The following is a 26,185-nucleotide window of genomic DNA, read 5'->3' on the forward strand; positions in this document are numbered from 1 at the left end:
CTAATTATCTATTTCTTTTATTTCTTCAAGAAAATCTTCCGTGGAGGGTAGATCTGCGGCACAGAATTCTTCAATTTCCTCTTCAGATTCAGTACGATCTTTAGGTTGCGTTAATCCTTTAACAATCACGTGAACAGCAGCTACATGTAACCCTGTGTATTCAGAGATTTCTGAAACAATGCACCCCTGAATTTCTTCTGTTTTTTCTGGAATCGAGACTCCATAATCTACATTGACCTCAACTCGAACTTTAACTAAATGGTTTTTGGAGTCTTGTTCTACATAGATTCCCTTCATTCTTTCGATATCTCTACCAAATAGGGTATCAATTAAATTTCCTCCTAAGAGAGAAACTCCGTGAATCTTAGCTAAACAATGTAAAATAATTACTTGAATAACACGTGTCTCTATATCCCGACTAAATATAGTTTCAGGAAATTCGATTTCTTTAACATCAAGCTTTAAGTTCTGCTTATCCATATCCCTCCTATCTGCCTATTTTACTAACAAGAAATGTCCTCTATAGAAATAATATATAGAAGTAATAAGCTCTAGATGATTAGTCTAGTGATCCTGCAGTTAATATACCACACTCAATGCAATCCTTTAGCTTTTTTTTGGACTCCTAACTATCTGCGATAGATAGAAAAAATCGTGGTCTTTTTAGATAGTTTTCCTCTGGAGCAACCTCTTGGGTTCATTGTTTTCCCTATTCCCTATAAGTATACAAAGCTAGACTCTCATTATGAGAATGAAATCAATAAAATTAAATATTTTAACTTCTATGGAATTGATAATCTCTCTTTTAATCGATATTATCTTTCGGTATCCTAATGGCTCACATAGCTAGAAAGAAAAAACGTAATCCTATTAGATAGTTTTTAGCAGGGATGTTCTTTGGAGTTTTTGGAATCAGTGTCCTCCTTATTCTTCCGTCACTCCAGCATACAGTGTGTTATAATATATTTATAAAGTTCGCCCCTTATCACGAGAATGAAGTCAATAATGTTTAATATTTTAACCTCTATGCAGCCTACTACCTTTTTCTTAATCTATATTCTTCTTGGGTTCTTAACAGCCTATATGGCTAGCAAGAAAAACCGTAATCCTATTGGGTGGTTTTTTGCAGGGATGTTCTTTGGAGTTTTTGGAATCATTATCCTCCTTACTCTTCCCCCTCTATCTCACAAAGATACACATCTCAACCTACCGGATGAAAACAATCTCTCTAATAACGCCTTAAATTCTTTTCTAGAGAATACATCCCCAACAGAAGCCTCATCTTCTATAGATAGAGTAGAGATCAGTACAGAAAAGTGGTTTTATCTTAATAAAGATAAACAAGCCGTTGGCCCATTATCTTTTGAAGATTTGCTTCTTTTTCTACATGCTAAAGCAGAACGGACAGAAGAAGATGTGACACCCCAAAATATTTGGGTATGGAAAAAGGGAATGCAGAATTGGGAAAAAGTAAAGAATGTGCCAGAAATCAATAATGCTCTGAAAGCTTTCAACTAAAAGTCAGATAAAAAGCTTTCAGAATCAAAATGAAGAAATGAATTTTTACCAACTTGCTTTAATAACTCCAGGAATTTCTCCCATAGAGGCCATTTGTCTAAAGCAAATTCTAGAAATAGCAAATTTTCTTAAATATCCCCGAGGACGCCCCGTCAATAAACAGCGATTATGCAGACGTGAAGGAGAAGTATCTCTTTTCATTTTATTTAATGCTTCACGCGCTCTTTCTCGTTCTTCTTCACTTACAGTTAAGTCTTTGGCAATTTTGCGAAGCTCTTCTCGTTTCTTATAATTCCTTGCTACTAAGAGACGACGCTTATTTTCTCTTGCTATTGCTGACTTCTTCGCCATGCGTTCTTACCTAAATTTAAAATTATTTTTTACGAGCAGGTCCTGCTTGGCGCTGCTTACGGTTTGGATCCTTTTTATTAATAACATAAAGACGACCCTTGCGTCGGACAAGCTTATCTCCCTTAGATGGATCTGCTTTGATAGATGAACTTACTTTCATGAAAAACTACCTTGATGAGCTCCCTAAATTTTGGATTAGAGAGATTCCTAAAAACTGACGGAATGCCGATTAAGGCACTAATTTAATCTGTTTGATACTTTTTGACAACAATAGACTTTTTAAAAAAGTACTAACCCAAAAACAAGGAAATCTTGAGTTATCTTGAACTTATTCATCTAATTTTATACACTGGTTCTAGGTTTTTCTAATTCAATTTCTTGATTTACCTTCAATCGAAAAAACTTAACTTTATTTAATAGTAATTAAGGAAGTGTCGTGAAGCGTACTTATCAACCTAGCAAGAGAAAACGTAGAAATTCTGTAGGTTTCCGAGCTCGTATGGCTACAAAGAGTGGAAGAAATTTATTGAACCGTCGCCGACGTCACGGTAGACATAATTTAGTCGATTTATAGTATAACTTTATCTTGTGTGTCGTTCAACTTTACCTAAAAGCGCCCGCATCTTAAAGAGAAAACAGTTCCTTTATGTTTCACGGTTTGGGTCATTTTTTCCTGGAAGGCAAGTGGATTTTTTAGTGTCTCCATCTAGAAATTCTCGATGCTGTAAGTTAGGGATTACTGTATCAAAGAAGTTCGGTAAGGCTCACGAAAGAAATTATTTTAAGCGAATTGTACGCGAAGCTTTTCGGCAACAACGACATCAATTACCTATATGTCAAGTTGTTATAATGCCAAAAAAGAAATACACTCCCAAGTTTCACGGCCTACTCCAAGATTTAATTCATTCCATTCCCGAGGCCCTGAAAAACAAGCTAGAAAAGAAAGAGTCTATGACTGGTAACGAATGTAGTCCAAAGAACGAGAAATGTGGGATTGTACCTCTTTAGGAGCAGTTTCAAAAGCAATCTCTGCATGTTGTAAAGCATTGTTCCATTGATCGAAATCTAAATAGAATTGAGCTATCATCATCTCAATTCTCCAAACGTTATCCTTATCCTGTTGACCAAACGTAGCGAGATAAGCTTCTAAAGGAGCAATAACTTGGTGAGTATCTTGACGAACACCTGCTTTTGACCTCTTAGCTAATTCCTGAAACTCAATCAAAGCTACAGTAAAATGCGTATGTTGCTTGTTTTCAGGATCTTTACTTAACAATTTATGTTTAATCTTCTGACAATCTTCGGATTCCATTCGACCACTTTCAACAAGGAGACGGTACTTTTCTGATAAGAAAAAGTAATCATCATTGTGCACACCTAATTCCAATGCCTTTTCCATGAAATCCCTACGTGCAATTTCTTCTGCAAGGCGATAATATTTTTGTAGATCTTCCATAGATAATGTATGGATCTTAGGACTAACACTATTAATAAAAAAGTCACTATCTACCACATGGCAAAGACTTTCCCCTAAATTTCTTCCTGTCTCATTGCCAAAAGATCCCATTCTATAAATTTCTCGCCCATCATGAGAAATAACCAAAAGAGAAGGAAACTCGTCTACCTTATATTTAACCTTCAGTTCATTATTCTGTAAACGTAGCGCTTTACTTTGCTCAAAATGCCTGGGAAAATCTACTTCCAAACAAATGAACTTCCCAAGAATTTTTTGTGCAAATTCTAAGGAAGTGAGAACTTCCTTCCGTATTTTCATGCAAGAACCATTCCAATCAGAACCTGAGAAAAAGATTAGCAGGGGAAGCTCAGAATCACGACTTTTTTTCACAGCTTCCTTATAATCTACGTGCCAAACTAGCTGAGCAGGAGAAGTTTGATCATGCGCTGCACTTTGCAAATGCAAAGAACTTATTCCGAGCAGAAGCGTTGTACATATCTTCAGTTGTTTTAAAGAACATTTCTTCACAATCTGCGATACGATCATGGTTCCCTCTCTTTTTCTCAGAATGCAAATCGTTTATTTAGGCATGACAAACGCCTCTGGGAGCATTCTGCTATTCGCTTCTTGTTGTATAGTATTTTTTTTATTAAAACAAAATAAAAACATTACTTAAAATTTACATCTTTAGCTGCAGTAAAATGCTCTCGGTATCAATGGAATTCCCTAGGCAAAAAAGTGGATTTCCTATTCATGGTATTCCTAACAACAACTAAAAAATGGCTAAAACTCACGAATGAGAAAAACTAGATCATGAAACAATCTTATGCTAACATTCTCGATAGAATTGAGATCACACGCCCACTATGAAAAATTTATTGCAATTTCGTGTGCCTGTAAGCTTTCTAGTATATGTAATACGAGACTTCGCCCTATGAAACACGTACTTGAAAAATCAAGCACATTGTATTTGTACAATACAGCATCGCGTACCAAAGAAATCTTTTCCCCTCTTCATGATCCCGTTAGATTGTACACATGTGGACCTACAGTATATGACTATGCCCACATCGGGAACTTTCGTACTTATGTGTTTGAGGATATATTAAAACGAACTTTACTGTTTTTTGGTTACTCGGTCAAACACGTAATGAACATTACTGATGTTGATGATAAAACTCTAACCGGAGCAAAGAAAAAACAAATTTCTCTTGATGAATACACGGCTCCTTATATCCAAGCATTCTTTGAAGACCTTAAAACATTAAATATTCTTCCTGCGGATATCTATCCCCGCGCTACACAATACATCCCTCAAATGATCCACGCAATCCAACGACTCCTAGATATTCATATTGCTTATGTGGGTCAGGATAATTCTATTTATTTTTCTATACAGAAGTTCTCCACCTACGGGAAATTATCACGATTAACATTACAGGATTTGCATTGCTGTTCCCGCATCGCAGATGATGAATATGACAAAGAAAATCTCTCAGACTTCGTCCTATGGAAGGCATATAATACCCATCGTGATGGTGATGTGTATTGGGAAAGCCCTTTTGGCAAAGGACGACCTGGATGGCATTTAGAATGTTCAGTAATGGCTATGGAGCTCCTTGGCGATTCCTTGGATATTCATGCAGGGGGTGTCGATAATATTTTCCCTCATCATGAAAATGAAATTGCTCAATCAGAATCTTTATCTAACCAACCTTTTTCTCGGTATTGGCTACATTCAGAACATCTTCTCATTGATGGAAAAAAAATGTCCAAAAGTTTAGGAAATTTTTTTACATTACGCCAATTATTAGACCAGGGATTTTCTGGCTATGAATTGCGTTATATGCTTTTACAAAGCCATTATCGAACACAATTTAACTTTACTAAAGACGGTTTATTCGCTTGTCGTCAGTCCTTAAAACGTCTGCGAGATTTTATTTCTCGTTTAGAATACCCCTACCCTCTAGGAGACTTTGTCTCACCTAAGGCAACAAACTGTGGAGAAGAATTTGTACATGCGTTTACAGAAAGCTTAGCTAATGATTTAAATATTGCGTCCGCACTAGCAGCACTTTTTGATTTTGTTCATCAAATTAATTCGTTAATTGATGCAGGAAATTTTACAAAAACGGATGCTCACTACATCCTGGATATTATAAATAAAATTAACCATGTTCTAGGAATCCTTCCCAGTTCTACTCATCTAGACGTTCCCGAGCATATTCTACATCTTGTGAAAGAGAGAGAGAGCGCTAGACAAAAGAAAAATTGGGAAAAAGCTGATAACCTACGTCAGCAAATAGCCGCTCTTGGTTACTCGATTGAGGACGCAAAATCGGGACCTCAACTAAAAAAACTCTAGTCTCTTATCCGCTACTCCCCGCGATCTACTTCTAAACGACGCATAACAGGAAAATAGAGTACATCCCGAATAGAAGCTGAGTCAGTCAAAATCATAACCAAACGATCAATACCGATTCCAAATCCTCCTACAGGCCCTACTCCCTGACATAAAGCCTCTAAAAACTCTTCATCAATAGGATGATACTCACTATCAGGATTTAAAGCCTTTTTCTCCATTTGCTCCTCTAGCAGCTTACGTTGAAGGAAAGGATCATTTAACTCAGAATATGCATTGCATAGTTCTTTCCCTAAACAAAAGCTCTCAAAACGTTCTACATACCCTGTATCACCAGAGCGTAGATACTTACATAAAGGTGTCGTTTCTACAGGGTGATCCATAATGTGATGAGGCGCAATTAATTGATCACAGACTAATTCATCAAACAAAGCAGATATTAACAAGCCTCGTGGAGCCGTAGCATAGGAGGATTCGGGTAATGATGTCCGTTCTTTTAATATTGCACGTAATTCATGATCTCCATGAAGATCCACATCTAGATTTCCATATATCTTTAAGCTATCTTTCATTGTCATGCGAATCCATGGAACTTTAAAATCTACAGTTTGAGGTCCTTGTTTTAAATGAGAATAAGTAAGAACTGTACTACCGTGATTGACTTTTTTCACTAGATATTCAACGAGATTTTCTACAAATACCATGACGCTATGATAATCAATATTCATAGCATAGGCTTCAAGCATCGTAAATTCAGGATTATGTGTCCTATCAATGCCTTCGTTTCTAAATACCTTACCTATTTCATATATTCGCGGGGTGCCTCCTACAAGAATCTTCTTTAAAGCAATTTCTAAAGAAATTCGTAAAAACACTTTTGAGTGCAATGCTTTAAGCTCTGTGGTAAATGGCGTAGCTTCAGCTCCGCCATAAATGTTTTGCAATATCGGGGTCTCAACTTCTATAAAATCCTGAGCATCCATATACTCACGGATTAATTTAAGGATTCGACTTCTCTTTAAAAAGGTTTGGCGTACCTCTTCTGAAGAAATTAAATCTAACCACCGTTTTCTATAGCGTATTTCCTTATCACTTAATCCTGAATGTTTATCCGGAAGAGAGAGTAATGACTTACATAATAGAGTCACGGTTTCTACAAGAATAGTCAATTCTCCTGAGTGGGTGAAAAACAAATAGCCGGAAATACCCAAAATATCACCCAAATCTAATTTCTTTTCGATAAACTTAATATGAGAAATCTCTGCGTTCTCGGGGAGCCCAACAACAGAAGAAAAGTCCCGATTAAACATCACTTGAATTTTTTGATCATTATCCAAAATTTGAGCAAAAGCATTTTTTCCCATGGAACGAAAAAGTACCATCCTTCCTGAAATTGTCACTCTAGGAGTTTGTTTATTTGTTGCATCCTCACTATTACCTAGAGGCTGGGAAACAAATTGCTCTTTAATTTCCTTAACACTTGTCGTTCCTGGAAATTCATAAGGATAGGGTGGAATACCTAAAGCTATTATTTCCTGGAGTTTATTCCGTCTATAAAGAAAATCTTCATTTCGTAGGTATTCAACATCTGACATATTTTGTATTTATCCTTTTTGCTTATGCATATTTCAATTTTAAGCACTCTAAATGACTTAAAAATTCTATTTCTAAGGCAGGGAGTATTTTCACAAAAAATTCATTCCATGGCAATGAAGTAAGATTTTCTCAGAAAGAACAAAAAAGATGAATGTTTAATTACAAGAAAATACATTTTAGAGAGGAATTTTTCCTCTCTAAAAATTATCAAGAAAACTATGACGACTTTTTATTTAATTTCATCTTCATTTTATTGACGAAGTTCTCACCACCTCCATATTCGAATCCCATGCGGAGTTGCTCTTTCCCTTGACTATCAATACATATTAGTGTGGGGAATCCACTAACTTGATATTTATTTTTTAAAAATTGATTTTCTTGTTTCGTAGTCTCTGATTGACCACCTGATTGTGGGAAATCTAACTCTACCATATGTAAATTCTGATGAGCAAACTGAATAAATTCAGGAGACCGCAAAATTTGTTCGTCCATTTTTTTACACCAAATACACCAATCAGAGCCGGTAAAAAACAATGCTATTATCTTTTTATCTTTTTTAGATTGTTCCATAGCTTCTTGATATGTTTCCCATTTAAGACTTACAGCTTTTACTAAATGGTTTTGTACTAATGTTTGGGAACGTTTTTTTGCCCCTAAACATGGTAGAGTAAATGACAAGCAAAGTACAATTAAACTTCCTTGTAGTATTCGTTTCATAAAATCCCCTTAAATATTTCTCTTCATTACTGGATGGACGGCTCTGAGCTTCTAAAAGCACAAATTCTAGGTCCAAAAAGAAAGAGCCTAGATGAATAAACTATCTACATCTATAGTGAATCATAAATATCTTTTCTATTTTCATATCTGCATGGAAAATTCAGATCCCTCTATACGTTCTATTTTGAAGCAAATTGCTCATCGCTATTTAGGTCAACACTATCCTACATTAGCACAACTCACTCCTTTACATCTTGCGCACGATCTACTTTCCCCTCTCCCTGCCCAGACCCAGGGGAATACTGCTCCCCAACAAGCCCCAGAAAAAGTTCCTAGTCCATCTGAAACCAACTCATCTCAAGTTATCACCTCACTCCCAGAACCACAATTACCTCCTGTTCGTGATCAAAAGAAAACTACTTCCTGGGAGTATCTTCCTCCCCATGCGGATTTTTCCAAAGTAGAAATCTTGAGATTAAGCTATCGTGCATTACAACCTCATGTTCTTGCTTCCCCCATAAAAATTCCTTGTAGGATTTTTGTAGATGAAGAAAACAATGAAGAAATTTTATTTTTCAATAGACTGGCAAAAATTCTTACTCAACAACTCTTCCCAACAACACTCATCTCCGTAGGAAATAAAAATGTCTTTCATAACCATGAAAGTTTCTCTTTATCCCTAGCCCCTCTAGCCATGATACGTTACAAAATCTCCCACGCACGTTATCATCAATCTTTCACAGAAAATGGGAGCACTTGGATTCCTATTTATTCTTCGATATACTATGAAAATGATCCGCAATTAAAACGAGATCTATGGACTCTACTAAATCAACTTCCTTTCGCCTATACGCAGAAGTCATTGTAAACTCTAATATCAATAAAATATTAGACTACGGTCTTCCTAAGGATTTTGAACATATTCCTGTGGGTACTGGCGTTAGTGTCCCCCTACAGAGAAGCAAAACATATGGTATCGTCTACAGAATCAAAACCACGACTTCTTGTAAACAAGTTCTTCCTATTTTAAATATTATTACTTCAGAGATTTTCCTATCTTCTGATCTCTTACAATTAATATTTTGGATGAGTCAATACTATTTCACCCCTCTGGGTAGGATTGTTCATCTTGTTTTTCCCCTAAGTATTATCACGTCACAAGCTACACAATCTAAACAGCATTATCGCATTGTTCTTAAACAAAACAAAACACAAATCCAAAAAATCCTTCCTACAATTTCTCCTGAACACGCTACCATAGTCAAAGCACTCTTATCCTTTTCTTCGCCTCCAAAATTATCTGAACTAATGAGGAAAGTGAAAGTTTCCTTATCGACCTTACATTCTCTAGAACAACAAGGACATGTAAAACTCATTAGCCCAGGCGATTTAGAACTTCAAGAAAGCAAATGTACCTTTTTTCCTCCGAACCCCTATCCATTACATAAGCAACAACGCGATGCTTTAGATAAAATTTTCCTTTCCCTAACTTCAGAGAAATTCCAAACCCATCTTCTTTTTGGTATCACAGGAAGTGGAAAAACTGAGGTATATTTTCAAGCCGTGCGCAAAGCCAGGGAATTAAAGAAAAGTGTGATTCTTTTAGTCCCTGAAATTGCTTTAACAACACAAATCGTTACATTATTTAAAGCGTATTTTAAAGAAGAGGTCGGGGTTCTCCATCGCAAGTTATATAATAGTGATAGAAATAAAGTATGGCGAGGTGCCTGCAAAGGAGAAATTCATATTATCATTGGCCCAAGATCCGCCTTATTTTGTCCTGTACAAAACTTAGGATTAATCATTGTCGATGAAGAGCACGACTCTGCATATAAACACAATGATAGCCACCCATGTTATCATGCACGTGATGTCGCTGTTATGCGAGGGAAATTAGCACAAGCTACTGTCATCTTAGGTAGTGCTACGCCCAGCCTAGAAAGCTATACCAATGCACTCTCTGGGAAATACATTCTTTCTGAACTTACCTCGCGAGTTTCCGCAACCTCTGATGTCAAAGTTTCCCTCATTGATATGAACCTGGAAATGGAAAAACAAAAAGCAAAAACTCTGTTTTCACAAGCTGTCATTCGAGGTATTGAAAAACGATTAGCTATAGGAGAACAATCTTTAATCTTTTTTAATCGCCGAGGATACCACACGAATGTTTCCTGTTCATCATGCAAACACCTATTAAAATGTCCTCGTTGTGACATGGTATTAACTTTTCATAAGTATGCAAATGTCCTTCTTTGTCACCTATGTAATTCCTCTCTTAAAGAACCGCAAACCTCTTGCCCCAAATGCCACGGAACATTGACATTGCAATATCGTGGATCGGGGACGGAAAAAATAGAACAAATAGTCAAGAATCTCTTCCCGCAAGCACGTACGCTACGCATTGACTCGGATACCACTAAGTTTCTTGGAGATCATGAATCCTTACTAAAACAATTTGCTACGGGGAAAGCGGATATCCTCATTGGCACACAAATGATTGCTAAAGGAATGCATTTTCCTGCAGTGACTCTCGCAGTGATTCTTAACGGAGATTCTGGATTATACATCCCTGATTTTCGTGCGTCAGAACAAGTATTCCAATTAATTACTCATGTTATGGGAAGATCGGGACGCAGCTACCTTCCAGGAGAAGTCTTCATTCAAACTTTTCTTCCTGAGAATCAGACGATTCGTTGCGCTATGCAACAAGATTATTCTGCCTTTTACTCTCAAGAAATTCTTGGTAGGAAATTATGTGTTTACCCTCCATTTACACGTTTGATTCGTTGTATCTTCCTGGGGAAATGCCCTAAATTCACTCGATCAGAAGCCGAGCGTGTTCACAACACATTAAAGGAAAAACTAGGCATACAAGCCAAAGTTATGGAAATTACTCCTTGTGGTCATTTTAAAATTAAAGACACCTTTCGCTATCAATTTTTAATCAAGAGCAAACAAATCCTCCCGGTAAATCAAAAGCTTCATGAAACTCTAGCAACGGTAAAACTATCATCAAAAGTTCGATTTACAATCGATGTGGACCCCATGACAACATTTTTCTAAATAATCATTAAGTTTATCTGCGAGAATGTCAATCTCATCTTCCGTATTATATGCATGCAAATTCACGCGAATGCAAGGTTGCTTGACGAAGTTCATCATTCCCACATGCACATGAGCAGCTTTGAGCTCTGCTGCCAGAAGTTTCCTAACATCATCCGGGAAAAACAGTGGCACCCCACCCCCAACAACACGTATACTAAAACGCTTGGAAAAATACGTTTGTACTTGCACAAGCTGATTACGAGCTTCTGCTCCAGAAATCAGAAGATGATCATAAGCTGCTCCTATGGTCAACAAAGCATGAGGAGCCATAGCAGTTGTGTAGCATAACAAAGGGACTGTGTTCATCAACTTTGTCTTTATTTCCCTAGAAGAGAGAATCGCAGCACCTACAGCGCCCATAGCTTTTCCATAAGTTACCAAAACAGCATAGAAATTCTCATATCCCCAGTGATGACACAAACCACGTCCTTCTTCTCCAAAAAGTCCTAAGGCATGAGCCTCATCTATTATTAAAAAGGCATCGTACTTACGTGCAAGTATGAGTAGTTTCTCTAGAGGAGCCACAGTCCCTAAACACGAGTATACTGAACAGGCAAAAATAAAAATTCTTCCAGAAGATAAGCGCCTATGAGCGCGTAATAAAGACTCCAAAGCATCAAGATCATTATTAGGAAATGATTTATGGTTGCCTACAATAACTCGCAAGCTGCTATACACAGAAATATGAACACCTGCATCCCAGAAAACCATATCAGTAGTCTCTGTGATATGGTAGCATAGTCCAAAATTTGCTATAGAGCCGCTATTCACCACAAATGCGGCTTCTACATTATGAAAGCGAGCAATTTTTTCTTCTAAGTCATGGACAACTGGTGGAGAACCTAAAGTTGATCGAGAACCTCGAGCTCCTGATTTTGCATATGGAAACTCTTGACAATACTGGCGATAGCGCCTTTCAACTTCATACATTAATTGCGTTGAACGAGCAAAGCCTAAAAAATCATTAGTTATAAAATCTATAGGAGAGACGCACATCAAAGATCCTGTAACAACTTTACTATTTCTCAGTTTTCTTCTTAAATAGTGTATCAGCTAATGAGTTTAACTTACGATAATCGGGTTTCCCTGTCCCCAACATAGGAATCGATTCTAACTCATAATGATAGGATACTTTCATTATGCTACTTGTTTTCAAGTTTTTTAAGATATGATTTGCTTCACTACATGTCGTGGGAAATGTAGTAAATAAGCATAGTTTTCCTTTACCATGAGGAACCTCACACACAATGAGTGCCGCCCCCTCCTGATCTTGGGAAATACCAAAACCCTGTAATAATAAACTTTCTACAGCTCCTAAACTGATCATCTCACCACCAATTTTGACAAAACGACTCAGTCGGCCTTGTAAAAACAACTCTCCCCGTGTATCTACATAACCTAAATCCCCAGTAACATACCAATCTTCCCCTCCAAGAGAAATAAACCCATAATGAGGATCTGCATGTAAATAACCAGAAAATAATGAAGTCCCCCGTATAACAACCAATCCTACCTCCCCAGAAGAAACAGGAACATGAGTATCTTCCGAAATAATTAAGACATCCATTCCATCAATAGGAACACCTACACAAGAGGCTTTTTCAGGACTTTTAGTGTCATTAATTGTCACAACTGGTGAACATTCCGTAGTACCATATCCTTGACGAAGAACAACGTGAGGAAAGTCTTTTTTGACTCGTTCTCTTAAAGAATCTTTAAAAGTATCCCCACCGAGAACAACAAACCGTAGTGACTTCAATGAAGATCGAGATTTTTTTGCCGTCTTAATGAGATAATCAAAAAACACTGGAGTACTACAGAAAAAGGTGACTTGCATCCTTTCAATATTCCTAACAACCTTTTTTGGCTGTAAGGGATTATAAGAAAAAACAACAGGAACTCCTGTAAGTATAGGGAACAGAGAACTACAATTAAACCCATAAGCATGAAAAGGAGGGAGGAAGGAGAGCATAATATCCGTCTCTACAGGATCGAAAAAAAACAAACACGCCTTAAGATTAGCTAATAGATTGCCATGAGATAAAGGAACGCCTTTTGGAGTATTTTCTGTCCCTGATGTAAATAAAATCACTGCGATGTCTTCAGAAGTTTGTGTTAGAACACCAAAGATACGCATTAGCCAATGAAAAGGAAGAGAGACATATAGCGCTGTGCGTAGTTTATCCCAGAAAGACAGTTTCTTACGTATGTCTTCCATATAGATCAACTCAGCAGGATAGTGCGTAGCATCTCCATGCAGCTGACGTAAACGTCCTACTAGTTGCTTGGAAGTAAGAATATAATGAACTTCTGCAAGATCTAAACATGCTTGCATTTCTTTAATTCCCTGACTCCAATTCACCATTACAGGGATCTTCCCCGCTAAGAGAATAGCAAAATAAGCAATAAATGCTCCTGCAGATGCCGGCATCATCACGCCTATACACTTATCGGGATAGCGAGAAATCTTGAGGGCCAAAGCGACAACAGCTTTCAGCATAGTATCATAGGAAAGAACCCCTAACTGTTCATCCCAACAGATAGCATTGGAAGTTAATTCAGAACATACAGCTAAAAATCTTTCTAAAACCGTATCCCCTTCACGTAACTTAATACGCTGTTTATCTGAAAGATGCCATGCGTGCATACGACTGTTCCCCTAAGTCAATTGTAAGGAACTTCTATAGGTAAGTCGGCTTGCTCTTCATTAAACCAAGAAGATAAAAAAGCATTGAGATCTTGTTTTTTAGAAAACTGCATTAAATATTTATAATCCATTTGGTGTATCGTAACCTTGACTGTTCGCTTAGGAAGAAAAAATATTCCACTACGCAATACAGCCTTCAACGCCATTTTAAATACTTTACCTAATTTGGGAGTAGTTTGTGTTTTATATCGAGAAAAAGAACTGCCCCATAAACCAGAAATTCGTACTAAAAATACATTACATTCCTTAGATCTATGCAATAACACATACGCTGAATACTGATTAATAATTTCTTCTTTACCATTCCTTGACAGTCTCCCTGAAGGATACAGCAACAAGCTTCCGCCATTATCTAGAATCTGGCTTGCTTTTGCACAAAACGTATCCATCTGTGCTAAAGCATCTTCACGTGCCTTTCCAGGCACAAACGAAGGAACAGGAATAGCCTGCACAGACTGTAAAAACCAGCGAACTACAGGATTTTTAAATAAATAATCTACTGCTAGGGGGCGGACATGGAAACGAGACCAAAAAAGATATTCCAAAATCACAGGATCAATCTCTGCCACATGATTGGATAAAAATAGACATCCTTTATTAGGGTGAGGTCTTAAAGACTTTTCGCCTTCTATTTGAATTCGATAACGTAATTTTAATGCCGAGCCAACTAAAAAAGCATAAATAGTTTCATACAGTGTTCGCCACAACTTGCGTACTCCCATTCCTCTATTCCTTCGCAATACATTGGCTCCCTAGTTTAGTTTAACATAATCTTCGCTTTTGATAATATAGCTTAGTTTTATTAGGGAAACCACCTATGCCCTCGCATTTATTAGACTATCAAAAAGTTGCAGAAAATATAGTTGAAAAAACAATCACAGAATTACTCCATTACCGAAATCGGTTACCCCTAGTTCCCTTTTGGACAAAATCTGATGGGTCATTCGTAACTCCTGCAGATTATGCTGTGCAGTACTGCCTACAAAAGAAACTGTTCATGTCCTTCCCTCATATTTCTTTTATAGGCGAGGAAATCCTCGACCCTATACACGATGAACAGAAATGCCCTGAAATCTTAGAACTTGTACATATTCTGTATCCAGAGGCTACAACTCAAGACCTCTTAGACACCCTGACGTCAACAACAAAAGATTCTTCCTTGTATTGGCTTATGGATCCTATTGACGGCACAGCAGGATTTATCAAAAATCGATTCTTTGCCATAGCCTTATCTTTAATTCATAACAATCAACCGATTCTCTCTGTAATGGCTTGCCCATCCCCTCATTTTCAGGCATTTAAAATTTATTCTGCAGCTAAAAACCATGGAGCTACTGTGTTTGGCACTGCAATACAGGGACGTCATCGTTTACAAGCAGGAACAACAAGTACGGGAAAGTTCTGTGAGGCCTCACTTGCTGCACGAAATCAACAGCATCATTCTACAAGATTGTTAAGTCTATCTCTTCCTGGAAAACCTCAGGCGTATCGTGTAGATAGCCAATATAAATATGCTATGGTTGCTGAAGGTATGGTAGATTTTTTTATACGCTATCCTTTCGCAGTTTTGCATACACGTGCTTGGGACCATGTTCCTGGAGCCTTTTTAGTCGAAGAATCTGGAGGAGTTGTTACTGATATATTTGGTCACGCCTTGAACTATTGCGAAAACAACTTTACCTTAGAAAACCATCCAGTTATCCTAGCTTCGGGGAATGCGCAAATTCACAGCACAACCCTAGAGGTGTTACAAAAACACTACGCTATTTCTTCAGGGACTTCTTTGGAAGATTATTAAACATAAGCATTCAGTTTCGCCTGTACAATGGCATCCGACAACGTTACTGTATCTTTGTTTAGCTGATTACTTTTCTCATAGATATCGTGAAGAATGACAGGCAAATGATTGACCTTCTGCAAAACCGTTTTAGGGCAATAGGCAGTCCCCACAGCAAGAGCAACATTTAATAACCCTCCGGCATTTGCTAAATAATCAGGGGCGTAAAGAATACCTCGCTCATGTAATACGGCTCCTAAAGAAGGATCTTCTAATTGATTATTTGCAGAGCCTACAATAGCCTGACAACGCAAAGAAAACACATTATTTCTATGAATCACACCACCAAAAGCACAGGGAGAAAAAATATCGCATTCTATTAAGGGGAAATCCTCTGGGGAAACTACTGTAGCTCCATAAAACCTTCTGGCTTCCTCTAAAACAGAGGAATTGACATCAGAAACATACAGGTCAGCACCTTCAAAAAACAAAGAATGAAGTAATTTTTTCCCTACAGCACCAAGACCTTGAATCGCAATTTTTTTTCCCTGTAAACAAGGAGTTCCCCATAACTGCTTAGCTGTTTCTTTAATACATAACAAAACGCCATGAGCCGTATAAATTGACGGATCCCCACTAATACTATCTATACCACAAACCCAAGAAGTCTCTTGATGAATAGTGAGAATATCGTTCACAGATATTCCAAGATCCTCAGCAGCTATATACTTGCCTCCTAAAGAATCTACGGCTTGCCCAAAAGCTCTTAACATATCTTCTGTAGCACAAGACATTCCCTGAGGGAGAATAATCACACTTTTTCCTCCCCCCGTACCTACACTACTAAGAAGAGACTTATACGTCATTCCTTTCGACAAGCGTAAAACATCTTTTAAAGCATCATCAAAAGTAGAATAGGCAAATGCCCGTACTCCCCCCAAAGCAGGACCCACTAGTGTTTGGTGAATTGCTATTAATGCATGTAATTGTACACTTTCGCAAATAACTTCTATTACACGTTCATAATCTTGTATATTTATATCTCTAAACACTAATGGATATTTCATAATCTTAATTAAAACGATATGCAATTATAATGGATAAAGTATTCTATATAATTAATTAAAAGTCAATTCACTCTCTCCCTCTCTTCTTCTCTTAAAATTTCTCAAGTGTTACCCTAAATGCCGTGACAAAACTATAAATAAAAAGCCTATAGAGAGTGAGAATCGTCTATGTTAAATCAGCAATCACTAGCAATTATACATCCTTGGCACGGGCCTATCCTAACTCAAGATAATTATGAATCCTTGTGTTGTTATATAGAAATTACTCCTCAAGATTCTGTAAAATTTGAATTAGATAAGCTTTCAGGTTTACTCAAAGTAGATCGCCCACAAAAGTTCTCCAATTTCTGTCCTTGTTTATATGGACTGTTGCCAAGAACCTATTGTGGAGAATTATCAGGAAAATATAGTGGAGAACAAAGTCTTAAAGAAAATATCCAAGGCGATAAAGATCCCCTGGATGTTTGTGTACTCACGGAAAAAAACATTACTCATGGCAACATCTTACTTCAAGCAAAGCCCATTGGGGGATTACGTATTATCGACTCTGGAGAAGCTGACGACAAAATTATTGCTGTCCTTGAAGATGATTTAGTATTTTCAGGAATAGAAGACATTTCCGATTGTCCCGGGACAGTATTAGATATGATCCAACACTATTTTCTTACTTACAAAGCCACCCCTGAGCACTTAATGAATGCCCAACCTGCAAAAATTGAAATTGTTGGTATTTATGGGAAAAAAGAAGCTCAAAAAGTCATTCAACTAGCACACCAAGACTATCTAAACGCTTTTTCTCAAGAAAAAACTTCTATTTAAACTTTGAGGAGAGAACTCTCTCCTCAATAACCACCCAGGAATAATAATAAATGCTAGCTACGAAAACAAATAGTTATTAATAAACTTATCTGCTTCTACAACAATTTCCCTTAACTCAGGGAAATTTAATAAACGTAAACCCTCTTGAAAACTTAGCCATTGGCTATCGCAAATTTCATGAGGATCTGCATGCACATTTCCTTGCACTTCTGCTAGAAAGTAGGCGACTTCCTTGCGTACAAACTCTTCCTCATGATCATTAAAAGAATAGTGCTCCACCAAAACTTTTGGGAAAAAATGCACTACACTCAATCCCGTTTCCTCAACCAGCTCTCTTTCTGCTGCTTCTTGGGGCCCTTCTTTCTCTTCCGAATGCCCTTTAGGAAACCCCCAATGCTTACCTTGGGTATGGCAAATAAAACAAGCTTTTAGCGTACTACGATCTGGAGTACCAAAAAACTTGATAGGAATTACACCAAAAGAATACTCATACTTTGTCTTCGTCATAATCAGGGTATATACCTCGAGAATAATATCGTTGAATTATGTCCGCCAAAACCAAAAGAATTTGACATAGCAACGTCAATATCCCAATCCTGGGCTTTATTTGCAACCACATCAAACTCATCTATTTCTACAATAGGATTCTCTAAATTAATCGTAGGATGCAACTTGCCTGTTTGGATCGCTTGGATTGTCACCACAGCTTCAACCCCTCCTGCAGCTCCTAAGCAATGTCCTATAAGAGATTTTGTAGAATTCATTCGTAGATTCTTAACATGACTTCCAAAAGCTTTTTTCACTGCTAATACTTCAGAAATATCCCCTAAAGGGGTTGAAGTGCCGTGAGCATTAATATAATTCACCCGTTCCCTAGCTATCCCTGCCTGTTGCAAAGCACCGAGAATACACGAAGTAATCCCCTCACCATCATCTCTAGGCGCTGTAATATGAAAAGCATCACAGGTAGTATAAGAACCAAGAATTTCTGCAAATATAGGAGCATCGCGTTTTAAAGCATTCTCTAAAGTCTCCAAAACCAACACGCCAGCACCTTCTCCAATAACAAAGCCGTCACGATCTCTATCCCAAGGACGTGAAGCTTCTTGAGGGGCATCATTCCTTTCAGAAAGCGCACGATTAGCAATAAATCCAGCTAAACCCACACGATTAACAGCCGCCTCAGTGCCACCACAAACAATCATGTCTGCACGTCCAGAAACTAAATGATGATACGCGGCATCTATGCAATAATTCGCTGTCGCACACGCTGTAGATATAGAATAGTTTGGCCCCATAAGACCAAAATCCATAGCAATTAATGCGGGAGCCATATTTGTAATAATATAGGGGATGAAAAATGGAGAAAGCTTTTTATTGGAAAGAATCAAGCGTTCCATACCCTCATCTAGAGTCTGCAATCCCCCCATCCCAGAGCCAATAATTACACCACAACGCAAAGGATCCGCTGGGAGATTCTCTTTATCCCATCGCGACATGGCGATAGCTTTTTTTGCAGCTACTACGGCATAAGTAATAAAAGGGTCAACTCGGCGTGCTTGTTTTTTATCCAAATAAGGTTCGGGATTAAATTCGGGAACCCAGGCCGCAAAACGAGTAGCATAATCTTCGCATGGAAAAGATGTAATATTCCGTACACCACTCTTCCCTGCCAATAAATTATCATAAAGAGTGTCTATTTCATTCCCGAAACAAGAAACAACACCCAACCCGGTGACTACCACACGTTTTTTACTCATAAAGTATTCTACCCCTCAAGAAGCTAGAAGTTTCGATGTAATGATAGAACCGTCTTTCCATAGCTCTTCTAATCGGTATTGTTCTCTCACCGAAGCAACAAAAAGATGGATGACGATATATCCACAATCTATAACTACCCAGTCACCATGATGTAACCCCTCTACGTGTAAGGGAGAGACATTATGTGTTTTTAATTCCTGTACAATAGCATCCGCCAGAGCCTTCACATGTATGCCAACATTTCCTTCAGCAAAAACAAAATAATCTGTGAACTGAGAAATGGCACGAACATCTAGAACAACAGGATTGTTCCCCTTTTTGCTATCAATAGCTTTGGCAATTACTTTTAATAAGTTAAAGCAAAATAATTCCATAGAATTTGGTAAGAGAATACTCGATTATCTAAGATAAGGTCGAGCTTTTTTCTTCTACTAAATAATATTCCAATAATACTTTTTAGCCATCTTTTTCAACCTCCCTCTAGGGCGAACCACTGTTTTCTCTTCTCCTAAGAGTAGAAATGGAAGGTCTAAAATACTATCCGAGAAGGTATGACTTCTTGCTCGTCCTATTTTCTTCAAATAGCTAAGAATCTTTGCTTTATTATTCCCTGTTAAACATTGATTTTCAACCATTTGTCTGCTAACCCCTCCCTGAAAATAAGAAGCATACCACATATTGGCTCCTAACTTCTTTGCTATGGGTTCTACAATGAAGTCGGGAGAAGAAGAAAAAATCATCACCTCCCCCAGGGGATCATTCAAAGCTTCATAAAATTTTTCCAATGTTGGAAAATAAAAATCTTTTTGACACAATTTTTCAGCAAAATCCCTGGCAACAGAAACCAGATCAGAGAAAGGAACTTTAACAAGTAACGAAGAAACAATACGAGAATAAAAGGTGGGTAAATCTAAAAAAGTTAAAAAGCAAAAGAACGAAAAACAGCACGAAGGTAACGTTTTATAAGAAAAAACTCCCCGCCGCAATGCATATCTATAGAAACCTATGCTACTTGTACCTCGAAGCAACGTGCCATCTAAATCAAAAGCATATATACAAGATTGTCTCATGAGGATAATTGTTGAATTTGCTGCTTCAGTTCTACAATAGCTTCATCAAGCTCTTCCAACGCACGTTTATCTTGCTCCACTAGTGCGCTATACTGCATAGCGAGATCAAAATCCAACCCCGAGGATCCCAACAATTTTTTATCATATTCTAATTTATGCTTTAATTCTTTGCGGCGCTCCTGCCTCTGAGCCAATACTTGTCGCATATGCACCAGTTTTTCATCTGCATGAGCTGACGACAGTAGCTGCTCTTCTAAAAAAGAAATAATATATTGCAAAATAGCATTTAAACGATTTTCTAAAGGAAATTTTTCAGAAGCAGTGAGATAAGTCGCTTTGGTCAACTTATGTTTGAGCTCTCCCCACTCTGAACGAGATTCATTCGTTATATTTCCAGACAAGCACTTCTCAGAAAATGCTTCAATTTTTTCATTTAACTCCTTAATAGCTTCTTGCTGGATCTGTCTATTACGAGCTGCCTGCTCTTGAAGGCGCTTATCCTCTATCTCTTGCTTTTCTTTTAGCTTATCAAATACGCCTTGTAATTCACCCTTTAAAGCAACGACATCTTCATGAGTCAAATCTAAAGACCGCATACGTTTAGAGATCCCGTCTAACTCCTTACGTAATTTTACTAAGTCTTTACCTTCTTCCAAAAGCTGGGATAATTGAGATAAACGTTCTCGTACTTCTTTAGAATTTTCCGTAGAAACGACTTTCAACCGACTTTGCTCTTGACGAATTTCTTTTTCTAAACCTTTTAGCTGATCCCAACATTTACTTAACTGCAAGCGCGTAGATGAAAATATATCAGAAGAAATAGCCAAATATTTAGCAGCCTGCTGAAGATTTTTTATTTCCTTCCTTAAAAAAAAAACAAAGCGCTTCAATGAATTTTTATTATTATGCGAGAAATATTTAGCAACAAAACATTCAACATCCTCAGCAAAGGCAGCACTTACTTGTTCAATAAGCTCTTTTCTTTTGGGGAATACTTGATTACCTAAAGCAGACAAACGTTGGAAAAATTTACTTTTCAGCCGCATACGCATGCCTACATTCATCAACTCTTTACGTAAATCAATAATTCTAGTGGAGAAGTTACTTAACCAAACAAGAGAAAGATGTAATTTTTGATAAAATTCCCTACGCTTTTCTAAGGTCTGTATTTCTAAACAGGCAGGCAATTCTTCTTGTTGTACAGAAATTGGATCCTCATTTACAAAATTGGCAACGTCATTTTCCAAACAAGATATCGCTAGTTCAATCTGTCCGATAACAAATGCCCCCTCCTCATCTTGTAAAGACCTAACCCGACGACCTTCTTTAGTCAAATCAATGTACCGACTCCATAAATCCGCACGTTGTCCCGAATTCTCTACCTGCTGAAACAGGGGAAGACAATGCTTACGTATGCTCCAAAATAGCTTGAGATTTGCATTATTCTCTAAAGCTTTCTCCATTTGTTCCAAACTAAAAGTTATTTGAGCTTCTATCGATGGAATCTGAGAAAGTTCCTGAGAAAATGCGGTTAGTGCACTATCTGTAGCAATAGTGAGATTCTCATCAGCAGACGGTGCAATTTCCTCATGAGAAACTACTGGGGAATCTTGTTTTTCCTCTAAAACGTGAAAGCAGTCGTCTGAAATGTCCATAGTAACAACTTAGGGTGTAAAGCTTGACAAAGAAATGAATAGAAAATAAAGTTTGCTTCTGTAATGCATTATCGTCAATCGTTTTTATGTATGTGCTTCCTAGAATTTCTTTTCATGAGGGGATAGAGCTATTTAAAAAAAGCCCCCTAAAAGATCTTCAAGAAATTGCAAATTCTATACGTAAGCAACGCTATCCTGATGATAAAGTAACTTATGTTTTAGATGCTAATCCTAATTACACAAATATTTGTAAAATTGACTGCTCGTTCTGTGCCTTTTATCGCAAGCCACATTCTCCCGACGCCTATCTTCTTTCTTTCCAAGAATTTCGCACCTTAATGCATCGGTACCTAACCTTGGGAGTGAAAACTGTACTACTTCAAGGAGGAGTGCACCCAAAAATCAGTATTGAGTATCTTGAGGAGCTTGTGAAAATTACTGTCCAAGAGTTTCCTCAAATCCACCCGCACTTCTTCTCTGCTGTAGAGATTTCTCATGCAGCTCGCGTATCAGGAATTAGTGACAAAGAAGCCCTAATTCGGCTTTGGGATGCAGGGCAAAGAACTCTCCCCGGAGGAGGAGCTGAAATTCTATCTGAAAGAGTACGTAAAATTCTCTCTCCTAAAAAACTAGGTCCTGATGGTTGGATACACTTCCATAAGCTAGCACACCGTTTAGGTTTTCGTTCCACAGCAACTATGATGTTTGGGCATATAGAAACACCCGAAGACATCCTCATGCATCTAGAAACATTAAGGCAAGCGCAGGATGAAAATCCTGGATTTTATAGCTTTATTCCTTGGAGCTACAAATCTAAAAATACAGCTTTAGGGCGTAAAGTCCCTAACCTTGCTCCACCTGAAATGTATTATCGCATACTTGCATTATCACGAATTTTCTTGGATAATTTTGATCATATAGCTGCCTCCTGGTTTGGTGAGGGGAAAGCAAATGGGGTTCGTGGTCTTCATTATGGCGCAGATGATTTCGGGGGAACAATTATCGATGAAAGTGTTCACAAATGTACAGGCTGGACAATCCAAAGTTCAGAAGAAGAGATCCGTACTCTTATTAGTTCAGAAGGATTTGTTCCTGTAGAAAGAAATACTTTTTATGCAACCATCTCTCCTAGTTATCCATGTAAAAAATAATCTTCAGCGATTTTCTCGGCGATTGCCTCAGCAGAAAGTCCCCTAGTAGGCAACTCACGAAATAGGGGATACCGCTTAAACCATGTTTTTTGTTTTTTGGTGTACTGCCAAGTATTTGCTATAAATCGTCGTTTTGTATCCTCATATTCTCCTTGTTGCGATCCATGATCTATAAATTCAATCCACTCTCTATAACCTATAGCTCGAGACGCTGAAGTATTTTCCCGTATCCCCTGGTGTAATAATTGCTCCACTTCACCAAGTAAATTTTCTTCAAGCATTCTATGGCAACGGTATTGAATCTGATCACGTAGCAACTCCTGAGGAGGAGAAAGAAACCACCCACGACAGTAATATTCCTTAGGTTCTGACATTTGGGAATTCCAGTGATGATCAGAAACTCTTTTCCCTGTGAGATGTATGATTTCTAAAGCGCGAATCACTTTATTCTTATCATTTTTCGTAATCGTGGACGCGTACTCGGGATCCTTTTCACAAAGACTCGCATATAGACATTCTATACCATAATCCTGGGCATATTGAGCTAGTTGTCTTCTCAATGTATGATCTGCAGGGGGACCTTGTGGAGTCCCTGAAAGAAATGTGTGGAAATAAAAGCCTGACCCTCCGACAAGAATAGGGACTTTATTTCTTGTAAGAATACTTTGACACGCCTGCATAGCATGATAGTAAAAATCCACAACATTAAATGTTTCTTGAATATGACAAATATCAATTAAATGATGAGGAACTCTTTCTCTATCTTCTAAAGATACTTTTGCTGTACCAATATCCATTCCTCGATAGACTTGCATAGAATCGACGGATATAATTTCTCCATCAACCATAGGAGCTAGCCATAAAGAAACTGTTGTTTTCCCAGATCCTGTAGGGCCTGCAAGTAAAATCACTGTCCGTTTAAACAATTTTATAAATGACTTTTGAGGATCTAAACAAACATCATATTCCACAGAAATATTATCATCTGCTTGAAATTCCGCATTACGCATAGGCTACACGTTAAAATCTAGAGAAACATTCTTGTTCTGATTGACATACAGGTAACAATTGGTCTACTCCCGCAATCTTAAGAACTTCAGCAACGCCATCCTGTGCACAACACAAACATAACATCCCCTGACAGGATTGCAACAACTTCGCTATAGAAAATATGAGTCGTACCCCAGAACTACTCATATAAACGACATGGCGCAAATTTAATATAACTTTATTTTTACCTTCCTGAAGCTTACTTTCTAGAAACGCTTCTACAGGAGGAACAGAAACAGCATCTAAATTCCCATTTAAAGTAATAATAAGAATATCTCCATACTGTTTAATTACCCAGTCCATAAAAACATCTCCAAATAGTACCTGCAAATATTACCGATATTATTTACGATAAAAATAAAAAACAACGCACACCTATGGTAAGGAGTTATATAAAAACAATATTTTCTTCAGGTCCAAAATATTCTCTTTCCTACTCTCTATTATGCATATTACTGAGTGTTCTTGTATGCATTCCTCCTGTTCATTGGTTTTTATTCCCCGAAACCTATACATTTCTCTCTAAAAAACACCTTCCGATTAAAAACATCTTCCTTGTCTCCTCTTCCCCTTATAAACTTCCTGTTATTCTTTTCTCAGAAATCCTAGGGCTATCAGCCGATTACCCGACATTTCTTCATCAATTTTCTACTAAACAAGCAGAAACGATTTTAAATAACATTGGGGTCTTCTCTTCTCTTTCTATACAAAAGGTCCCTGACAACAAAGGAATCATTATCTTTTATGCTCTACATACCCCTCTAGGGTACTTCGGGAATCAAACAAATACACTAATTAATTCCTCAGGACAATGCTTCCCCTGCCAGCCCTTCTTTAAATCTCTAAATCTCCCTAAAATATTTTTTTCTCAACAGGATAGAGAAAGGCCTTTGCTCCCCTCTTGGAAACTTGCTATTGCTGACCTCTTGATCAAAAAATTACAACTCGATCCCCCAGAGATCATTGACATGTCCACTACGGAAATTTACCCTATGGAAATTGTTGTGACCTTACACTCGGGGAGCCTTCTTAGATTTCACTATCACGCCCTCCAAGCTGGATTAGATAACTATCACCGTATGCAAGCTAGTATAGGGATAGAAGAAAAATGCCGCTATGTTTATGATTTGCGGTTTCCTCATTGTGTATTATTTAGCAAACAATGATGCCCGCACTAATTTTTACCCAAGTCCCTTCTAAAGAAGAAGCCGAACTTATAGCAACTACCTTAGTCACACAAAAACTTGCTGCTTGTGTGCATATTTTCCCTCAAGGGCAATCTATTTACACGTGGAATGGGGAGCTACAGTTTTCTTCAGAATATCATCTACAAATCAAAACCCTGTGTGTACAATTCTCCCCTATTTCTCGAGTCATCCGCTCATTGTGTTCTTACCAAGTGCCTGAAATCCTCTTAGTAAAAATCACTTCGGGTAGTGAAGAATACTTGCATTGGTTATCCTCAGAAAGTTCTTCTAAAACGTCTTAGCCGTACACACTAGTCTTGCCATTATTTTTTAATTCAGTACAATTTCTCTAAAGTTTTAAAGATGAATCAACATTATTTCTTATCTTAGTTTGGATTTTATGGAAGAATTTGTAGCATATATCGTGAAAAATTTAGTTGCTAATCCTGAAGCTGTAGAAATTCTCTCTACACAGGATGAAACTGGTGAATCTATTAAATTAGAAGTCCGAGTTTCTCCTGATGATATTGGGAAAATCATAGGTAGAAGAGGAAGCACCATACATGCTTTAAGGACTATTCTTAGACGTGTGTGCTCTAGATTAAAAAAGAAAGTACAAATTGATTTAGTTCAGCCTGAAAGCGTGCAACAATCTTGTGATGATGTCACAATTTCAAAAAGTTGCTGCGATTTTGATGATTTAGATAGGGAAAGCAGCTGTTGTCATGAAAGTAGTTGTTGTTCATCTCAAGAAGAAGAAACTCAAGAAGTATTTTCTATGCATCACGAGTGTGCTTGTCATAGCCATGGTTGTTGTGACGAGTAAGCCTTAAACA

Annotated in this window: 29 protein-coding genes; 12 read left to right on the top strand and 17 right to left on the bottom strand. The window is 37.6% G+C overall.

Features of this window, described 5'->3' with window-relative positions; genetic code table 11:
* Complete coding sequence (locus M787_RS00980; protein WP_021828602.1) at positions 1–480, bottom strand: Asp23/Gls24 family envelope stress response protein; 480 nt, start codon at positions 478–480, stop codon at positions 1–3.
* Between the two features lie 534 nt (positions 481–1,014).
* Here M787_RS00980 and M787_RS00990 point away from each other — a divergent pair.
* Positions 1,015–1,518 carry a DUF4339 domain-containing protein gene (locus M787_RS00990; RefSeq protein ID WP_034734922.1) on the top strand — a complete coding sequence of 168 codons (504 nt, stop codon included), beginning with the start codon at positions 1,015–1,017 and terminating at the stop codon, positions 1,516–1,518.
* A 45-nt stretch (positions 1,519–1,563) separates the two neighbouring features.
* Here M787_RS00990 and rpsN read toward each other — a convergent pair whose 3' ends face one another.
* Together rpsN and rpmJ are read right to left on the bottom strand one after the other, a co-directional pair.
* Complete coding sequence (gene rpsN, locus M787_RS00995) at positions 1,564–1,869, bottom strand: 30S ribosomal protein S14 (protein ID WP_021828604.1); 306 nt, start codon at positions 1,867–1,869, stop codon at positions 1,564–1,566.
* Positions 1,870–1,891: 22 nt separating this feature from the next.
* A complete protein-coding gene (gene rpmJ, locus M787_RS01000; RefSeq protein WP_011006789.1) occupies positions 1,892–2,029 on the bottom strand; it encodes a 50S ribosomal protein L36 in 138 nt (45 codons plus the stop codon).
* A gap of 276 nt (positions 2,030–2,305) precedes the next feature.
* On the opposite strand from rpmJ, the gene rpmH reads away from it, so the two are divergent.
* On the top strand, positions 2,306–2,443 hold the full coding sequence (gene rpmH, locus M787_RS04790; protein WP_077974830.1) for a 50S ribosomal protein L34: 138 nt from the start codon (positions 2,306–2,308) through the stop codon (positions 2,441–2,443).
* Positions 2,444–2,457: 14 nt separating this feature from the next.
* Entirely contained in the window at positions 2,458–2,877 is a 420-nt protein-coding gene (gene rnpA / locus M787_RS04795; protein ID WP_077974829.1) for a ribonuclease P protein component, read from the top strand.
* Here the strand turns inward: rnpA and M787_RS01005 are convergent.
* Complete coding sequence (locus tag M787_RS01005) at positions 2,819–3,871, bottom strand: thioredoxin family protein (RefSeq protein WP_021828605.1); 1,053 nt, start codon at positions 3,869–3,871, stop codon at positions 2,819–2,821. The two genes, rnpA and M787_RS01005, sit on opposite strands and share 59 nt — an antisense overlap.
* A 388-nt stretch (positions 3,872–4,259) precedes the next feature.
* On the opposite strand from M787_RS01005, the gene cysS reads away from it, so the two are divergent.
* Positions 4,260–5,690: a cysteine--tRNA ligase gene (gene cysS / locus M787_RS01010; RefSeq protein WP_021828606.1), complete on the top strand. Its 1,431-nt coding sequence runs from the start codon at positions 4,260–4,262 to the stop codon at positions 5,688–5,690.
* A gap of 11 nt (positions 5,691–5,701) precedes the next feature.
* Here cysS and lysS read toward each other — a convergent pair whose 3' ends face one another.
* Both lysS and dsbH read right to left on the bottom strand, forming a co-directional pair.
* A complete protein-coding gene (gene lysS, locus M787_RS01015; RefSeq protein WP_021828607.1) occupies positions 5,702–7,282 on the bottom strand; it encodes a lysine--tRNA ligase in 1,581 nt (526 codons plus the stop codon).
* Positions 7,283–7,499: 217 nt separating this feature from the next.
* On the bottom strand, positions 7,500–8,000 hold the full coding sequence (gene dsbH, locus M787_RS01020) for a disulfide reductase DsbH (RefSeq protein WP_021828608.1): 501 nt from the start codon (positions 7,998–8,000) through the stop codon (positions 7,500–7,502).
* Between the two features lie 151 nt (positions 8,001–8,151).
* Here dsbH and M787_RS01025 point away from each other — a divergent pair, with 151 nt between their 5' ends.
* On the top strand, positions 8,152–8,868 hold the full coding sequence (locus tag M787_RS01025; protein WP_034734918.1) for a hypothetical protein: 717 nt from the start codon (positions 8,152–8,154) through the stop codon (positions 8,866–8,868).
* Positions 8,817–11,063, top strand: a complete 2,247-nt coding sequence (priA, locus tag M787_RS01030; protein ID WP_021828610.1) for a replication restart helicase PriA — start codon at positions 8,817–8,819, stop codon at positions 11,061–11,063. The genes M787_RS01025 and priA overlap by 52 nt, the downstream gene beginning before the upstream one ends.
* Here priA and M787_RS01035 read toward each other — a convergent pair.
* Genes M787_RS01035 through M787_RS01045 form a run of 3 tightly spaced genes read right to left on the bottom strand, consistent with a single transcriptional unit; the run spans position 11,013 to position 14,534 of the window.
* The gene (locus M787_RS01035; protein WP_021828611.1) at positions 11,013–12,101 is read right to left on the bottom strand and encodes an aminotransferase class I/II-fold pyridoxal phosphate-dependent enzyme; all 1,089 of its coding nucleotides are present in this window, start codon (positions 12,099–12,101) and stop codon (positions 11,013–11,015) included. The two genes, priA and M787_RS01035, sit on opposite strands and share 51 nt — an antisense overlap.
* Positions 12,102–12,123: 22 nt before the next feature.
* Positions 12,124–13,752: an AMP-binding protein gene (locus tag M787_RS01040; RefSeq protein WP_021828612.1), complete on the bottom strand. Its 1,629-nt coding sequence runs from the start codon at positions 13,750–13,752 to the stop codon at positions 12,124–12,126.
* 17 nt (positions 13,753–13,769) lie between these two features.
* Entirely contained in the window at positions 13,770–14,534 is a 765-nt protein-coding gene (locus M787_RS01045; RefSeq protein ID WP_034734723.1) for a lysophospholipid acyltransferase family protein, read from the bottom strand.
* Between the two features lie 95 nt (positions 14,535–14,629).
* Here M787_RS01045 and M787_RS01050 point away from each other — a divergent pair, with 95 nt between their 5' ends.
* A complete protein-coding gene (locus tag M787_RS01050; protein WP_021828614.1) occupies positions 14,630–15,610 on the top strand; it encodes an inositol monophosphatase family protein in 981 nt (326 codons plus the stop codon).
* Here M787_RS01050 and M787_RS01055 read toward each other — a convergent pair.
* A complete protein-coding gene (locus tag M787_RS01055; protein WP_021828615.1) occupies positions 15,607–16,656 on the bottom strand; it encodes a Glu/Leu/Phe/Val dehydrogenase family protein in 1,050 nt (349 codons plus the stop codon). The genes M787_RS01050 and M787_RS01055 overlap by 4 nt on opposite strands.
* Positions 16,657–16,824: 168 nt before the next feature.
* On the opposite strand from M787_RS01055, the gene M787_RS01060 reads away from it, so the two are divergent.
* The gene (locus M787_RS01060) at positions 16,825–17,475 is read left to right on the top strand and encodes an inorganic pyrophosphatase (RefSeq protein WP_021828616.1); all 651 of its coding nucleotides are present in this window, start codon (positions 16,825–16,827) and stop codon (positions 17,473–17,475) included.
* Positions 17,476–17,532: 57 nt separating this feature from the next.
* Here the strand turns inward: M787_RS01060 and M787_RS01065 are convergent, their stop codons facing one another.
* The 5 genes from M787_RS01065 to M787_RS01085 are packed head-to-tail and all read right to left on the bottom strand — an operon-like array spanning position 17,533 to position 21,961.
* Positions 17,533–17,982 carry a bis(5'-nucleosyl)-tetraphosphatase gene (locus M787_RS01065; RefSeq protein WP_021828617.1) on the bottom strand — a complete coding sequence of 150 codons (450 nt, stop codon included), beginning with the start codon at positions 17,980–17,982 and terminating at the stop codon, positions 17,533–17,535.
* Positions 17,983–17,984: 2 nt separating this feature from the next.
* The gene (fabF, locus tag M787_RS01070) at positions 17,985–19,235 is read right to left on the bottom strand and encodes a beta-ketoacyl-ACP synthase II (RefSeq protein WP_021828618.1); all 1,251 of its coding nucleotides are present in this window, start codon (positions 19,233–19,235) and stop codon (positions 17,985–17,987) included.
* A gap of 15 nt (positions 19,236–19,250) precedes the next feature.
* Positions 19,251–19,610, bottom strand: coding sequence for a ribosome silencing factor (gene rsfS, locus M787_RS01075; protein WP_021828619.1), 360 nt, complete (start codon positions 19,608–19,610; stop codon positions 19,251–19,253).
* A gap of 57 nt (positions 19,611–19,667) precedes the next feature.
* Positions 19,668–20,306, bottom strand: a complete 639-nt coding sequence (locus tag M787_RS01080) for a haloacid dehalogenase-like hydrolase (RefSeq protein WP_021828620.1) — start codon at positions 20,304–20,306, stop codon at positions 19,668–19,670.
* The gene (locus M787_RS01085; RefSeq protein ID WP_021828621.1) at positions 20,303–21,961 is read right to left on the bottom strand and encodes a coiled-coil domain-containing protein; all 1,659 of its coding nucleotides are present in this window, start codon (positions 21,959–21,961) and stop codon (positions 20,303–20,305) included. Before M787_RS01085 ends, M787_RS01080 begins: the two co-directional genes overlap by 4 nt.
* Before the next feature lie 86 nt (positions 21,962–22,047).
* Between M787_RS01085 and mqnC the strand changes: the two genes are divergently transcribed.
* Positions 22,048–23,112, top strand: coding sequence for a cyclic dehypoxanthinyl futalosine synthase (gene mqnC / locus M787_RS01090; RefSeq protein WP_021828622.1), 1,065 nt, complete (start codon positions 22,048–22,050; stop codon positions 23,110–23,112).
* Here the strand turns inward: mqnC and miaA are convergent.
* Both miaA and M787_RS01100 read right to left on the bottom strand, forming a co-directional pair.
* Positions 23,094–24,122: a tRNA (adenosine(37)-N6)-dimethylallyltransferase MiaA gene (gene miaA, locus M787_RS01095; RefSeq protein ID WP_021828623.1), complete on the bottom strand. Its 1,029-nt coding sequence runs from the start codon at positions 24,120–24,122 to the stop codon at positions 23,094–23,096. The genes mqnC and miaA overlap by 19 nt on opposite strands.
* A 10-nt stretch (positions 24,123–24,132) precedes the next feature.
* A complete protein-coding gene (locus tag M787_RS01100; RefSeq protein ID WP_021828624.1) occupies positions 24,133–24,465 on the bottom strand; it encodes an STAS domain-containing protein in 333 nt (110 codons plus the stop codon).
* A gap of 74 nt (positions 24,466–24,539) precedes the next feature.
* Between M787_RS01100 and M787_RS01105 the strand changes: the two genes are divergently transcribed.
* The 3 genes from M787_RS01105 to M787_RS01115 all read left to right on the top strand — a co-directional run bounded on the left by M787_RS01105 (position 24,540) and on the right by M787_RS01115 (position 26,175).
* Positions 24,540–25,328 carry a hypothetical protein gene (locus M787_RS01105; protein ID WP_021828625.1) on the top strand — a complete coding sequence of 263 codons (789 nt, stop codon included), beginning with the start codon at positions 24,540–24,542 and terminating at the stop codon, positions 25,326–25,328.
* Entirely contained in the window at positions 25,325–25,651 is a 327-nt protein-coding gene (cutA, locus tag M787_RS01110) for a divalent-cation tolerance protein CutA (RefSeq protein WP_021828626.1), read from the top strand. Before M787_RS01105 ends, cutA begins: the two co-directional genes overlap by 4 nt.
* A gap of 98 nt (positions 25,652–25,749) precedes the next feature.
* Positions 25,750–26,175 carry a KH domain-containing protein gene (locus M787_RS01115; protein WP_021828627.1) on the top strand — a complete coding sequence of 142 codons (426 nt, stop codon included), beginning with the start codon at positions 25,750–25,752 and terminating at the stop codon, positions 26,173–26,175.
* Positions 26,176–26,185 lie beyond the last annotated feature (10 nt).

Source organism: Chlamydia gallinacea 08-1274/3, assembly GCF_000471025.2.
Lineage (GTDB): Bacteria > Chlamydiota > Chlamydiia > Chlamydiales > Chlamydiaceae > Chlamydia > Chlamydia gallinacea.

What these genes read in the sequence shown, in the direction of transcription:
- M787_RS00980 (WP_021828602.1), bottom strand. Translation starts at nt 480, where the DNA reads ATGGATAAGCAGAACTTAAAGCTTGATGTTAAAGAAATCGAATTTCCT.
- rpsN (WP_021828604.1), bottom strand. Translation starts at nt 1,869, where the DNA reads ATGGCGAAGAAGTCAGCAATAGCAAGAGAAAATAAGCGTCGTCTCTTA.
- rpmJ (WP_011006789.1), bottom strand. Translation starts at nt 2,029, where the DNA reads ATGAAAGTAAGTTCATCTATCAAAGCAGATCCATCTAAGGGAGATAAG.
- M787_RS01005 (WP_021828605.1), bottom strand. Translation starts at nt 3,871, where the DNA reads ATGATCGTATCGCAGATTGTGAAGAAATGTTCTTTAAAACAACTGAAG.
- cysS (WP_021828606.1), top strand. Translation starts at nt 4,260, where the DNA reads ATGAAACACGTACTTGAAAAATCAAGCACATTGTATTTGTACAATACA.
- lysS (WP_021828607.1), bottom strand. Translation starts at nt 7,282, where the DNA reads ATGTCAGATGTTGAATACCTACGAAATGAAGATTTTCTTTATAGACGG.
- dsbH (WP_021828608.1), bottom strand. Translation starts at nt 8,000, where the DNA reads ATGAAACGAATACTACAAGGAAGTTTAATTGTACTTTGCTTGTCATTT.
- M787_RS01025 (WP_034734918.1), top strand. Translation starts at nt 8,152, where the DNA reads ATGGAAAATTCAGATCCCTCTATACGTTCTATTTTGAAGCAAATTGCT.
- priA (WP_021828610.1), top strand. Translation starts at nt 8,817, where the DNA reads ATGGACTCTACTAAATCAACTTCCTTTCGCCTATACGCAGAAGTCATT.
- M787_RS01035 (WP_021828611.1), bottom strand. Translation starts at nt 12,101, where the DNA reads ATGTGCGTCTCTCCTATAGATTTTATAACTAATGATTTTTTAGGCTTT.
- M787_RS01040 (WP_021828612.1), bottom strand. Translation starts at nt 13,752, where the DNA reads ATGCACGCATGGCATCTTTCAGATAAACAGCGTATTAAGTTACGTGAA.
- M787_RS01045 (WP_034734723.1), bottom strand. Translation starts at nt 14,534, where the DNA reads ATGGGAGTACGCAAGTTGTGGCGAACACTGTATGAAACTATTTATGCT.
- M787_RS01050 (WP_021828614.1), top strand. Translation starts at nt 14,630, where the DNA reads ATGCCCTCGCATTTATTAGACTATCAAAAAGTTGCAGAAAATATAGTT.
- M787_RS01055 (WP_021828615.1), bottom strand. Translation starts at nt 16,656, where the DNA reads ATGAAATATCCATTAGTGTTTAGAGATATAAATATACAAGATTATGAA.
- M787_RS01060 (WP_021828616.1), top strand. Translation starts at nt 16,825, where the DNA reads ATGTTAAATCAGCAATCACTAGCAATTATACATCCTTGGCACGGGCCT.
- M787_RS01065 (WP_021828617.1), bottom strand. Translation starts at nt 17,982, where the DNA reads ATGACGAAGACAAAGTATGAGTATTCTTTTGGTGTAATTCCTATCAAG.
- fabF (WP_021828618.1), bottom strand. Translation starts at nt 19,235, where the DNA reads ATGAGTAAAAAACGTGTGGTAGTCACCGGGTTGGGTGTTGTTTCTTGT.
- rsfS (WP_021828619.1), bottom strand. Translation starts at nt 19,610, where the DNA reads ATGGAATTATTTTGCTTTAACTTATTAAAAGTAATTGCCAAAGCTATT.
- M787_RS01080 (WP_021828620.1), bottom strand. Translation starts at nt 20,306, where the DNA reads ATGAGACAATCTTGTATATATGCTTTTGATTTAGATGGCACGTTGCTT.
- M787_RS01085 (WP_021828621.1), bottom strand. Translation starts at nt 21,961, where the DNA reads ATGGACATTTCAGACGACTGCTTTCACGTTTTAGAGGAAAAACAAGAT.
- mqnC (WP_021828622.1), top strand. Translation starts at nt 22,048, where the DNA reads ATGTATGTGCTTCCTAGAATTTCTTTTCATGAGGGGATAGAGCTATTT.
- miaA (WP_021828623.1), bottom strand. Translation starts at nt 24,122, where the DNA reads ATGCGTAATGCGGAATTTCAAGCAGATGATAATATTTCTGTGGAATAT.
- M787_RS01100 (WP_021828624.1), bottom strand. Translation starts at nt 24,465, where the DNA reads ATGGACTGGGTAATTAAACAGTATGGAGATATTCTTATTATTACTTTA.
- M787_RS01105 (WP_021828625.1), top strand. Translation starts at nt 24,540, where the DNA reads ATGGTAAGGAGTTATATAAAAACAATATTTTCTTCAGGTCCAAAATAT.
- cutA (WP_021828626.1), top strand. Translation starts at nt 25,325, where the DNA reads ATGATGCCCGCACTAATTTTTACCCAAGTCCCTTCTAAAGAAGAAGCC.
- M787_RS01115 (WP_021828627.1), top strand. Translation starts at nt 25,750, where the DNA reads ATGGAAGAATTTGTAGCATATATCGTGAAAAATTTAGTTGCTAATCCT.